The following is a 12092-nucleotide window of genomic DNA, read 5'->3' as shown; positions in this document are numbered from 1 at the left end:
CTTCGGGGTCCTCGCGAGCCCGTGACCTGCGAAGACGCATATTGGCTTGCATTAATTACTTCATTACGAATTCTTAACACGAAACTGCACTCGGCGGAGCGCCCTTCGGATCGGGGACTTCACCGGCAGTGACCTGGCCACGCGTATCCCCGACTTCGACGGCCTTCTGCGCCGGAGAGCACAGTTCGTCACGGCATCGTGAGTGCCGTCGAACGGGTGGCAGAGACCGAGGGAGTGGCGGGGATCAAGCGGGTGGCGGAGGTCGCGCCCATCGACATCGAAGGAACCACGAGCGCGACCGCGGCGGTACTGGGCACGTTGTTCCCCTATGCCCGGGCCCGGTTGGGGGCATGGGTGCGCGACCGTCACGCCGAGCCGGCGGTGCGCCGGATCCTCGCCGAGACGCCGACGGTCATGCTTCCATCGCCTCGTTCGCCGAGCTGGACATCATCACCGCGCCACGTGCGGATGGCCCCGCGAGCGCCTGAGCCGCGCCCGCGCCCCGAGCATCCGGCCCACCGAGCGACGCGACGCTCACCAGACCACCGACGGGCTCGGGAATCTGATTACCGAACTCCAGGTATCCGCCGCGCTGCGGCGCCCCCCGCAGGGCCGCGGCGGCACGGACCCGTCGCGCGTGCGGGGGCGGCAGCAACCCGCCCACCTCGTCCACAGGGACGAACGCGCAGTTGATGATCTCGTCCATGTCCAGCCGGATGCGCTCCCGCCATGAGGCGGGCAGCGCACCGCCGTCGAAGACGAAGGCCAGCATCTCGCTGTCGAGCCATCCGTCGTTAAGACAGGGCGCCCAGTCGATCGCGAGCAGACCACCGATCGGTGGGGCGATACCGAGCTCCTCGGCGACCTCCCGTACACACGCCGAGTAGGGCGATTCCCCCGGTTCGACAAAGCCTCCCGGAATGTCCCAGCCTGGCTTGTACGACGGTTCAACGAGCAGTATGCGGTCTTCTTCATCGAAGAACAGGACACCCGCCGCAGCGTAGGGTCGCGCCATCGGAGGTCGGTTCAAGCTCGCCTCAGTGCCATGGTCAGGACGCTGCCGTGGGGTAGCCGGCGGCTTCGAGGACATCACCGACCGCAGCATCAGGCCGTCACCGGGCACGCCGGCCGGGTCCGACAGAGCCCGGTCGACTAGGGAAAAGTCAAGATCCTTCTTCATATTATCACATACTTCACATAGTACTGACGAACGGAATTGATGTTCCTGCCGCCGACTGGTGGGCGACGCGGTGGGCCACTAACGATAGGCGACCACGAAGGGGCGCGACCCGCCAGCGTTTCGCGGAACTAAGGCAAAAAATAATGAAGACGAACCGGCGAGGAGAGCGGGTGCGGTTACCTCGCCGATCCGTATCCGCAACGCGGACCGGACAGCGATACGACAGAAAGAATTGTGTCGATAGCTGTCGGTGACGGAGGTGACCGGTCAACGCGGAACGGACCGGGAGAACGGGCCGAGGTGAGCGGGCTCGCCGGGGGCGATGGCCCCGCCATGGACCATGCACCACAGGTCATGCACCACAACATCACAGGTCGAGCCCGATGTCGTCCCGGTGCGGTCCTGGGCTCAGCTCGAGGCTGTCCGGCCAGGATGCGCTGAACGAGTACATCCGGCACAACGGAAGCGCGATCTTCGCGATCCCGCCAGGCTTCCGGGCCGGCACGAAGGACTACTGGGGCAGCGGCCTGTTCACCTGATCGATGCCGATCGATACTTATCGACACTGAATTGATACCGACTGATACTGATCGATGCCCTAGATGATCAAAATGGACACAACGAGCGCTGTCGAGGGCTGCTTCTCCTGCGTCGGCAACGCATCATTGGACGGGCTGCCGCCCCGGGAGCGCATCCTGGTCGATCCCGGCTGGCGGGTCGCGCACGCGATCAGGACCGCCCTGCCGGGTTGGCTGGTTGTCGTCGCTCGGCGTCACGTCACCACGATGGCCGAGCTCACCGCGGCGGAGGCCGCCGACTGGGTCTCCCCCACGGTGATGGACGATCTCGCGGCAAGACTGACCGCCTCCCTCGCGGCCGCCTCGGAGTGACGGACGGCGCACCGCAGCTCATCGAGAGCTGAGGGCTGCATCTGGACGCCCGTCGGCGGGTATCCATTCCTCCGACAGGAGACCGCTTCCCCCGACGGGGGATTCCCGGTCGACCGCAGGAGGTGGATGAGGTGGATCAGGTGACGCCAACCCCGAGCAACCTGAAGATCGTCGTGGTGGGAGCCACGGGGAATGTCGGCACGAGCGTGCTGGCGGCCCTCGGCCGGTCGGCCGAGGTCGACTCCCTGGTCGGGGTGTCCCGCCGCAACCCGACATGGACGGCGCCGAAGACCCAGTGGGCACAGGTCGATGTCGTCACGGATGACCTCGCCCCGCTGTTCCAGGGCGCCGACGTCGTGATCCACCTGGCCTGGTTGTTCCAGCCCACCCACAACCCCTTGACCACATGGCGGACCAATGTCCTGGGATCCATCCGCGTGTTCGAGGCCGTAGCCCGAGCCGGCGTGCCCGCGCTGGTGCATGCCTCATCGGTCGGCGCCTACTCGCCCGCCGCCCGGGAAGGCGCCGTCGACGAAGGATGGCCGACCCACGGCTGGCCCGAGGCCGCCTACACCCGGGAGAAGGCGTATCTGGAGCGGGTCCTCGACACCTTCGAACGTGACCATCCGGGCATCCGGGTGGTGCGGCTGCGGCCCGGGTTCATCTTCAAGCGGGAGGCGGCCAGCCAGCAACGGCGCCTGCTCGCTGGGCCGTTGCTGCCCGGCCGGGTGGTACGGCCGGCAGCGGCGCCCACGCACCCGGCGACGGTGCCCGTGCTGCCAGATCTGCCGGGGCTGCGCTTCCAGGTGGTGCACTCCTCCGACGTCGCGGACGCCTACCGGTTGGCGGCCCTGACCGGGGCCCGCGGCGCCTTCAACATCGCGGCCGACCCGGTGGTCGACGTACCCCTGCTCGCCGACATCCTCAATGCGAGGATCATCCGGATGCCGGCCGGCCTGGCCCGGGGCGCTCTGGCTACCGCTTGGCACCTGCATCTGGTGCCCGCCTCCCCGCAACTCTTCGACGCCGTCCTACATCTACCGATCATGGACACTGCCCGGGCCCGGGCAGAGCTCGGCTGGTCGCCCCGCCACGACGCCCGCGCCGCGATCGGCAGCTTCCTCACCGGCCTGCGCGAGGGCGCGGGCCTGCCCACACCCCCGCTCATGCCAAGCACCGCGCGGGGCCGGGGGGAGGAGGTCCGCACCGGCATGGGGCAGCGGGCCTGACGCGGGCGCTACCCCTGCTCGCGGGCGGCGAGAATCGCCGCCAGGGCGGCGGTGAGGTGGGTCTCGGCGGTAGCCTTGTCGAGGCCGAGACCGTGGAGCACGCCGGTGCCGTCCTCGAGTTCCAGCAGGGCGAGCAGGATGTGCTCGGTCCCGACGTGGTTGTGCACCAGCCGCAGGGCCTCCCGGAACGTCAGCTCCAACGCCTTCTTCGCCTTGGTGTCGAACGGGACGAGGTTCGGCACCTGCTCGGCCGGCGGCGGCAGCGCCGCGGTGGCGGCTACCCGGACGGCTTCCAGTGACACACCCTGCGCGACGATCGCCTGGGCAGCCAGCGCGTCCGGCTCGATCAGCAGCCCGAGTACCAGATGCTCGGGCCCGATCTCGGCGTTGTTCGCTGCTCGGGCCTCGTTCTGCGCCGCCATCACGACGTTTCTGGCCCGCTCGGTGTACCGGCTGAATCCCTGACCGGGATCGAGGGCCGATGGTTCGCCGGGGGTCTTCGGCACGAAACGCTTCTGTGCCGCCTGCTTACTGACACCCATGCTCCTGCCGATGTCCGTCCAGGAAGCGCCGGAGCGACGGGCCTGGTCGACGAAATGGCCGATCAGATGGTCGGCCACGTCCCCGAGATGATCGGCGGCGAGGACCGCGCTGGAGAGCTGTTCGAGGGCGTCGGTGTGCACCTTCTTGATCGCTTCGATCAGGTCGTCGAGGCGCACCGGAGAGGTCATGCCAACGGGTTCGATCATTCGTCAACCTAAGGTTGACGGTAAAGATCATTCGAGATGATCGACGACGAAACCGCCCGGGGTGGCGAGGCCGGCGTCGAAGGCGGCGACGATCGCGCCGGCCCGGTCCCGTACCTCCAACTTGAGGAAGATGCTGCCCACATGCGCCTTCACGGTGCGCTCGCTGACCCGCAGCGCCAGCGCGATCTCCCGGTTGGTGGCGCCACGGGCCATCGCCCGCAGCACCTGGCGCTCGCGGTCGGACAGCCGCTCCATCCGGCGGCGCAACGACGGGTCGGCGGTGGGTGCGGCACGTAACGCGCCGAGCAGCCGCTCGCTGGCCGACGGGTCGATCCACGAGCCGCCCGCGGCGACCAGTCGGATCGCCCGGACAATGTCATCCGCGGGCCGGTCCTTCAGGATGAATCCGGCCGCACCGGCGGCCATGACCCCCCAGAGCGCGTCGTCGTCGCTGAAGGTGGTGAGCACGAGGACGGGCGGATGCAGGCCGAGCCTGGCAAGCGCGCGCATCGCGTCGACGCCATCCATCCGGGTCATCCGGATGTCGAGGAGAACGACATCCGGGCGCAGCGACCGCACGGCGGCCACCACCTCGTCGCCATCCGACCGTTCCCCGACGATCTCGATCGCGGCCACCCCACCCGGCCCGTCGCCGTTCTCCGCACCGAGCACGAGCGCCAGTCCCGCCCTGATCAACTCCTGGTCGTCGACGAGCAGAACCCGGATCGGCGGCAGCGGGCCCGGGAGTTCAGCCATCCCGTACCGCCGGCCGCCTGGGTGCCGGGTACGGCGGCTCCGGCCACGGGGGCTCTGGCCACAGGGGCTCTGGCACGGCGCCTCCCACCGGGATGCCGGCGGCCACCACCCAGGCGCCGTCCCGAGGGCCCGCGTCGAAGGTCCCACCGAGCGCGTGGATCCGTTCGGCGATCCCGGTCAGGCCCATCCCCCGGCCCCCTGGACGGGCATCCGCACGGGCGTCGGCGCGAGATTCGGACGAACCCTCCAGCGTGCCACCTAGGCCACCCGAAGCACCCGTGCCACCCGAGGCGCCCAAGACGCCTGATGCGCCTGATGCGCCTGATGCGCCTGATGCGCCTGATGACGCTGCCGCACCCCACCCGCCGGAAGATCGTTTCGGACGATCACCCCGACAACGCGCGGACCGATGTCGAGCCGCACCCACGTCGGCGCGGCGTCGGCATGGTGCAGCACGTTCGCGAGCGCCTCCCGCACCGTCCGGAACAACACCGAGCCTGCCGCCTGGTCGAGCGTCCCGACGTCGCCCTCCACCTCGAGCCGCACGGGAAGGCCGCTGCGTCGGTAACCCGCCACGAGATCTCCGATGTCCTGCGCCGCCGGCAGCGGTCCGGGCCCGGGCCCGGACCGCATCGGCCCCGCGTCCTCCCGCAGCAGCCCGACGACCCGCCGGATCCCCGCGAGGCTCTCCCGGCTGACCTCCTCCGCTCGGGCCAGGGCCTCGTCGGCGAGGGCCGGCGCGCGCCGCATCGTCCGGCGCGCGCCGGTGATGTTCAGCAGCGCCACCGCCAGCGAGTGCGCCACCAGGTCGTGGACGTCCTGCGCGATCCGCCGCCGCTCGTCCGCCGCCGCAGCAACCAGCCTGCTCTGCGCCTCGGTCAACTCCTCGGCCAGCTCCCGGGTCCGCCGCAGGATGAAACCGGTGCCCGTGCCGTACAGCAGGGCCGCGACCCAGACCAGGAATCCGTCTGTGAAGTGGTCGCCCTCGGCGTCTGGACTCCCCATCCAATACTGCGCCACCGTCATGCCGACGCCCACGGCGAACACCACGGCGTTGAGCGGCACCGACGCGGACCGTAACGCGACCCAGGTCGCCGTGGTGACGGCGAGCAGCAGCACCATCTTCGGCGCGTGGGCGGCCTCCAGCAGGCCGATCAGCGTCAGATTCCAGCCGACGCCGAGCAGGGTCGGCACCCGGGCAGTCGTGATCTCCACCGCAGCGGGGACAAGCACGAGAGCCACCAGTGCGAGCCGCACCGGATCGGCACCCACCATGATTATCAAGAGCGTCGCGGCGACGGCGGTCATGGCGTGGACGACCACATCCGCCGATCGGGCCATCCGGGCCGCGGGGGCCCCACCGCTGCCGGACGGGCGCGAGGGCGGTGCCGGTGTTCCCGTCGGCGATGTTGGCGGCGCGGGTGACGGCGACGCGGGTGACGGCGCCTTCCGGGCTCGCAGTGGGAACCGACGCGGGACACCTCCGAGTGCAGCAGGCCAGCCGGCACGGCGATCCGTCCCGGGACCGTGCCCGGGAGGGATCGCCGTGCCGGGCCCGACGCCGGCATCCGGGCCGGCCACACCGTCACGCATCGCCCTCCGACGGTACGACGCGGCACCGCGCTCCCGCCTTGTACCACGGTCCAGGTCCGCATCAGACCGGCGAACGGGGTAGGAATCGGCGAGGTGCCCACCGGTCGTGCCCGGCGGCCCGATGGCATGGACGGCGGGAGCTGGCGTACTCGGATCGACCAGGCCGGACGATGCGCGGCTCGCGGACACGGTGGCTCGCCGGGCACGGCGGGGTGCCGGACCCGTAGGTGGGCCCGTTGCGCGTCCGGCCCCCGCTAAGGTGAGGTAACCTTGACTTCGACCCCGTCGGTCCGGATCCCCGGATCCCCGGATCCCCGCGACCCGGACACCGGGCGCCGCGGACACCGCGGACATCGCGGACACCGACAAGTCCCGGCTCCGCCCCAGGCCGGGGGTGGGCCGGCCGCCCGGCTGGTCGCCCGGCGCCGGGTGGTGGCTCTCGCCGTCCTGGTCGTCCTGGTGTGCCTGACGGCGCTGCGGATAGCCGTCGGCGGTACCCTGGCCGGGAGCGGCGACACCCCGCCGAACGCCGAATCGAGACGCGCCGCGGCGGTGCTCGCCGAGCGTTTCGGTGTCGCGCCCACCGGCGTCGTCCTGGTCGTCGGGGCCGTCGACGGCAGGGTGGACGACACCGCCGTCACCGACGCGGCCGGGGCGTTGCGCGCGCGGCTGGCCGGCACGCCCGGGGTCGTCTCGGTCGTCTCCTACTGGGACACCGGTGCCACCTCGCTGCGGTCCACCGACGAGCGCTACGGCTTGATGCTCGCGAGCCTCGCCGGCGACGACGCCGACCGCGAGGACCTCGCCCACCAGCTCGCCGACACGTTGCGCGTCCCCGCAGCCCCCGCCGGCTCCGCCCGCGCCGACGGACCGGTGACGGTCGGGGTGACCGGTTCGGACGTGGTCGGCGCTGAGACGAGCAAGCGCAGCACGTCGGATCTCGCCCGCGCGGAACTGGTCGCCTTCCCCGTGCTCCTGCTGCTGGTCGTCTACCTGCGGCGTATCCGGCTCGCGTTCGTTCCCGTCGTCGCCGGCGGGGTCGCGGTGTTCGCGGCGATCAACATCGTCGGACTGCTCGCCGCCGTCACCTCGATGTCGCCCTTCACCACCAACATCACGGTGGGTCTCGGTCTCGGGCTCTCGATCGACTACTCATTGCTGCTGATCGCCCGGTACCGCGAGGAACTGGCCGGCGAGCCGACCGTGCCGCCGACGGAACGGACAGCTCAGACGGAGCAGACGGAGCAGACGGAGCAGACGGAGCTAGCAGACCGCGGCAGGCGGGATGCGGCGCTTGCCCGCACGATCCGGGCGGCGGGCCTGACGGTCGTCTTCTCGGCCGCCACCGTTGCCATCGCCCTCATCGGGCTCGCTCTCTTCCCGCTGCCGTTCCTCCGGTCGATGGCGTACGCCGGCATGGCGGCCACCGCGCTCGCCGGATTGTCGGCCGTCCTCGTGGTGCCCGTCCTGCTCACGGCCCTCGGCGATCGGGTGATCGCCCGCCCGTCGCGGCGCTGGTGGCGGGAGCGGCGCGGGGACGGGGAACGGCCGGACGGCGCCGCGGCCGCACCGGCGGCACCGGCCGAACCAGCCTTCTGGTACCGGACCGCGATCGCCGTCATGCGCCGGCCGGTCCTGGTCCTCGTGCCGACGGTCGCGCTGTTCGTGCTCGCGGCCGTTCCGATCGGCCATCTCTCCCTGGGCGTCAACGACGATCGGAACCTGCCTCCGTCGAGCGCGGCCCGATCGGCGGCCGAGATCCTGCGGGCGGGCTTCGACGGGCGGGAGAGCAGCCCATTGCGGGTCGTCCGCGTGGATGTCCCCGGGCCGCCCGGCGAGGCGGCGGTCGCCGGGTACGCGGCCGCGCTCTCGCGCGTTGACGGAGTGGCCCGGGTGGACGCCCCGGACGGCAGCTACCTGGACGGCCGGCGGCTGGGTGGGGCGACGCCCGCGGCGCGCCCACGCCAGGCCGTCGCGGATGCCGTCTATCTATCGGTGGTTCCGGTCGTCAAACCGATCTCCGCCGAAGGCACCCGGCTGGTACGCGGCCTGCGTGCGGTCCCGGCGCCGTTCCCGGCCCTCGTCGGCGGCCAGGCGGCCGAGCGGGTCGACACGATCGACGCGATCGCCTCCCGAGCCCCGCTGGCCGGCGCGGTAATCGCGCTGGTCACCTTCGTCGCGTTGTTCCTCATGCTCGGTTCCATCGTCGTACCGCTGTCCGCGCTGGCGCTGAACATGCTCACGATGGCGGCGGTCTTCGGGCCACTCGTGTGGATCTTCCAGGACGGTTATCTCGCCGGCCTGTTGGACGTCACCGCGACCGGCAGCCTGCCCGCCGGCATCCCGGTGCTCGTGTTCTGCGTGGCCTTCGGCGTGTCCATGGACCACGGCGTGTTCCTGCTCTCCAGGGTCAGAGAGGAGTACGACCGGACCGGCGACCCGATCGGCTCGGTGGCGACGGCACTCGGCCACACTGGACGGATCGTGACCTTCGCGGCCCTGCTGCTCGCCGTCGTCTTCGCGGGCTTCACGACCTCGTCGGTCGCCGCCCTGAAGCTGCTCGGGCTGGGCCTCGCGCTGGCGGTGCTGCTCGACGCCTACGTGGTGCGCGGCCTGCTGGTGCCCTCGGTACTCCGGCTCGTCGCGCCGATCGCGTGGTGGGCGCCGGGACCGCTGCGTCGCTTGCAGGAGCGGATCGGCCTGACCGAACACGCCAGGCCACAGGCCGATCCGTCGACGGCCTCTTCCCTGGCCGTGCCCGAACCAGCCCGGCCAGCCGGGACAGCCCAACCGGACCGGCGGTGAGGGAAACCGGAATCCGATGTCACCGTCGGCCCGCAGCACCCCGACCGTGAATCCACCGGTTCCGGATGCCGTCCGGAACCGGTGGCCCGGCAGGCCTCGACCGCCCGGTCGCAAGGACCGCGGCGGCGTGCTCGCCGTCGTCCTCCCACCAGTCGCCTTCCTTCTCCTGCTGGCGCTGCTCCTGCTAACGCTGCTCCTGCTGGCACTGCCGATACTCGGGGCCGGCAAGGTATGGGCCGGCTGGGGCGGCCGGATCATCGACACCGCACGCCCGGCGCCGGCTCGGATCGTGCTCTGGGGCGACTCGCTGGCCTGGGAGGCCCGGGAGACGTTCAGCCGGCTCGCGACAGAGGGCGGCGCGCAGGTTCTGGTACGTACCTTCGGTGGGACCGCGCCCTGCGACTGGCTCGCCGATGTCGATGTCGAGATCCGCGCCTGGCGGCCGACGGTCGCCGTGCTGGCCTTCTCCGGAAACACGATATCGGCGTGCATGCGGGGACGCGACGTCGCGACGGCCTACCCCGCCGACACCGGTGCCGCCGTCCGGTTGTTACGCGAGGCCGGGGTACAGGTCCGTCTCGTGGTGGCGCCACCCCGGCCCGACCAGCCCGTCCGCGCGGACGGGATGACCGACCTCGACCGGATGTGGCGGGCGATCGCCGCGGCGCACGACGGCACGGAAGTCGTCTTCGCCGACCTTGCGGTCACCATGCGCGGTCGATGGAGCGACCGACTGCCCTGCCAGGCCGGTGAGCCCTGCCGACCGGACGGCACCGTGGTCGTCCGCGGACCCGACCACGTCCGCTTCTGCCCGGTGACCGTACCCGTGATGATCCCCTGCCCGGTGTTCAGCGCGGGGGCCGAGCGCTACGGAGCCGCGATGGCCGCCGCCGCGCTCCCTTCCCTGAATCGGGTGCATGGTACCACCAGGGAGCCGCCCGCCGTATCCTGGTGATCATGGGTCGCGTCGGCTGCAACGGTAACGGGGACACCCGCGAGAAGGTGCTATCAGGCGACAGACCGGACACAACCTCCGACCATTACGATCCACCGAATCCGATCAAGCGCCCGCCCCGACGTGTCATCCCATCACAAACCCACAGGCCAACGACCTACCGGCGCCACCTGAATGGACACGTCTCGCGGTCAGCGGGAGCGGTACGCGCCAGACCGGTGCTCGACGGCGGTCACAGTCACGGTCACGGTGCGGTTTTCCTCATCGATTTTGTACAGCACGCGGTAGCCGCCGCGTCGAGCGGAGCAGGTGCCCTCGTACGGCGGGAGGAGGAGTCGTTTACCGAGCCGGTGGGGGTTGTCCAGAAGCATGGTCGTGATGAACTCGCGGACAGCCGCCGCGATCTTCTCGGGCAGTCGGCTGGCGAGAGCGCGAGCCGCGGGACCGGTGATCCGGAGTTCGAACGGCTGCTCACCGGCCTCGGTCACCTCACGTCGGGCCGGTCGGCGCTCCGCGCCCGTTTTGTCATGAGCGCGGCGAGTTCCTCGGCATCGAGAACGTCACCGGCCTCGACCGCGTCTCGGGACTCCGCAAGCTGCCGCATCGCCTCCCGGCTCGCCAGCACGTCCAGCGTCTCCTCCAGCGCCGCCAGATCATCGGGAGAGATCAGGACTGCCACGGCATGCCCATGGCGGGTGATCTCCACCCGATCATGAGTTCGCTCCACCTCGTCGATGAGCTCCGACAGGCGGTTACGCGCCTCGGTGAACGGCATGACGGTCATAACCGCGAGCCTACCGGGAACCTGTACGCCCATCTGTTGCGGTCGGCGGGGCGGAAGGCAGCGGAGGCGGTGGCCGCAGCGGTGAAGGTGGCGGGATCGTAAAAGCGGATGGTGTTTCTGCTGGTAGCGGGGCCGTCCCTCGTGGACGACCCCGCGCGGCATCGGTGGAGGTGGCGGGAATCGAACTCCCCCGCCCACCAAGTGCCGACGAGCAAGAGTAGACGGAAACGTCCGCAGTGCAGGGGTTTCCGCGTCGCGGACAAGTGATCGCGAGAGCTGCTGAGTGGCGAAAAGCGGGACCGGTGTCCGCACCATGTCCGCACCATGTCCGCACCATGTCCGCACCAGAATGATCAAAACTGGCAGTTCTGATCGCGAGGCCGCGCCCGGGACTCTTATCACGCTCGGTCATCTTCGGGGCGTCGGGAGCCGACACACTCCCGGCGTCCCTACCAGCGTGACCAGCCACCGGACGCGGCGATCCGCCACTGGTCAACAACGAAACCTTCGCCGAGGTCGGACAGTTCCACGCGAGGCCTGACCGGACTGCAACGGCCACGTCGTCGCATGGCCGGTAGGAGGGGAACAAGGGCCGACCAGGGGACGGCCGGCCGAGCGACGACGTGCGTCGACAACAGTGACGTCAGAATTCCTCTGGGACATCGATCTCGTGGATCGTGGCGTCGCCGGGACGGGGGTCACGCCCCAGGACGAGCCGACGATGGTCCCGGCCATGCGCGACGCAGGTAGGTAGCCGCAGGTCATCGTCCACAAATGATCGGTCGCCGGGCAGAGGACTGTCATGTGGCACGGAGCCGAACGGCTGGTCTCGATCAGCCGTAGCCGGGCCGGTTGCTGTACTTCCGTGCTGTACCGTCGGCGCCCCTGTGTGGTGCGACGGCCCGACCCGCGCGGGGGCGGGTGGCCGTCCGACGCACCCGCCGAGCACGGCATGATTGGACCACTGCCATCACGACGAAGGATCCCATCCGCCTGTGATCACACAGACCGACCTTGAGTCGCGGTTGTGGGCTGCGGCCAACGCACTCCGCGGCCCCGTCGACGCGGCCGACTACAAGACCTACGTGTTCCCGATGCTGTTCTGGAAGTGGATCAGCGACACCTGGGACTACGAACACAAGCAGGCGGTC

The 12092-nt window shown here is 70.4% G+C and carries 12 protein-coding genes; 5 read left to right on the top strand and 7 right to left on the bottom strand.

The annotated features are described in order from the left end of the window. Positions 1–412: 412 nt before the first annotated feature. Complete coding sequence (locus tag AC08OJ_RS06210; protein WP_476592366.1) at positions 413–1015, bottom strand: NUDIX domain-containing protein; 603 nt, start codon at positions 1013–1015, stop codon at positions 413–415. Between the two features lie 532 nt (positions 1016–1547). Further along, positions 1548–1685 carry a hypothetical protein gene (locus tag AC08OJ_RS06205; RefSeq protein WP_462188899.1) on the bottom strand — a complete coding sequence of 46 codons (138 nt, stop codon included), beginning with the start codon at positions 1683–1685 and terminating at the stop codon, positions 1548–1550. 106 nt (positions 1686–1791) lie between these two features. On the opposite strand from AC08OJ_RS06205, the gene AC08OJ_RS06200 reads away from it, so the two are divergent. Both AC08OJ_RS06200 and AC08OJ_RS06195 read left to right on the top strand, forming a co-directional pair. Continuing rightward, complete coding sequence (locus tag AC08OJ_RS06200; protein ID WP_476595265.1) at positions 1792–2070, top strand: hypothetical protein; 279 nt, start codon at positions 1792–1794, stop codon at positions 2068–2070. Positions 2071–2210: 140 nt separating this feature from the next. Beyond that, positions 2211–3299: an NAD-dependent epimerase/dehydratase family protein gene (locus AC08OJ_RS06195; protein WP_476595264.1), complete on the top strand. Its 1089-nt coding sequence runs from the start codon at positions 2211–2213 to the stop codon at positions 3297–3299. A gap of 8 nt (positions 3300–3307) precedes the next feature. Here the strand turns inward: AC08OJ_RS06195 and AC08OJ_RS06190 are convergent, their stop codons facing one another. From AC08OJ_RS06190 to AC08OJ_RS06180, 3 genes are all read right to left on the bottom strand, one after another. Next, the gene (locus AC08OJ_RS06190; RefSeq protein ID WP_476592363.1) at positions 3308–4048 is read right to left on the bottom strand and encodes a Clp protease N-terminal domain-containing protein; all 741 of its coding nucleotides are present in this window, start codon (positions 4046–4048) and stop codon (positions 3308–3310) included. Positions 4049–4075: 27 nt separating this feature from the next. Further along, positions 4076–4804, bottom strand: coding sequence for a response regulator transcription factor (locus AC08OJ_RS06185; RefSeq protein ID WP_476595263.1), 729 nt, complete (start codon positions 4802–4804; stop codon positions 4076–4078). Between the two features lie 258 nt (positions 4805–5062). After that, on the bottom strand, positions 5063–6112 hold the full coding sequence (locus tag AC08OJ_RS06180; RefSeq protein ID WP_476595262.1) for a sensor histidine kinase: 1050 nt from the start codon (positions 6110–6112) through the stop codon (positions 5063–5065). 555 nt (positions 6113–6667) lie between these two features. On the opposite strand from AC08OJ_RS06180, the gene AC08OJ_RS06175 reads away from it, so the two are divergent. Then, the gene (locus AC08OJ_RS06175; RefSeq protein ID WP_476595261.1) at positions 6668–9202 is read left to right on the top strand and encodes an MMPL family transporter; all 2535 of its coding nucleotides are present in this window, start codon (positions 6668–6670) and stop codon (positions 9200–9202) included. A 127-nt stretch (positions 9203–9329) separates the two neighbouring features. Beyond that, entirely contained in the window at positions 9330–10157 is an 828-nt protein-coding gene (locus tag AC08OJ_RS06170; RefSeq protein ID WP_476594484.1) for an SGNH/GDSL hydrolase family protein, read from the top strand. A 191-nt stretch (positions 10158–10348) separates the two neighbouring features. Here AC08OJ_RS06170 and AC08OJ_RS06165 read toward each other — a convergent pair whose 3' ends face one another. Continuing rightward, the gene (locus AC08OJ_RS06165) at positions 10349–10645 is read right to left on the bottom strand and encodes a type II toxin-antitoxin system RelE family toxin (RefSeq protein ID WP_476594485.1); all 297 of its coding nucleotides are present in this window, start codon (positions 10643–10645) and stop codon (positions 10349–10351) included. Then, positions 10642–10941, bottom strand: coding sequence for a type II toxin-antitoxin system Phd/YefM family antitoxin (locus AC08OJ_RS06160; protein WP_476594486.1), 300 nt, complete (start codon positions 10939–10941; stop codon positions 10642–10644). Before AC08OJ_RS06160 ends, AC08OJ_RS06165 begins: the two co-directional genes overlap by 4 nt. A gap of 995 nt (positions 10942–11936) precedes the next feature. On the opposite strand from AC08OJ_RS06160, the gene AC08OJ_RS06155 reads away from it, so the two are divergent. Beyond that, positions 11937–12092, top strand: a 156-nt coding sequence (locus tag AC08OJ_RS06155; RefSeq protein ID WP_476595271.1) for a type I restriction-modification system subunit M N-terminal domain-containing protein, incomplete at its 3' end; no start/stop codon positions are given.

The sequence above is a fragment of the Frankia sp. CgKIO3 genome, assembly GCF_977946435.1.
This window is presented reverse-complemented; position numbering and strand designations above follow the sequence as displayed.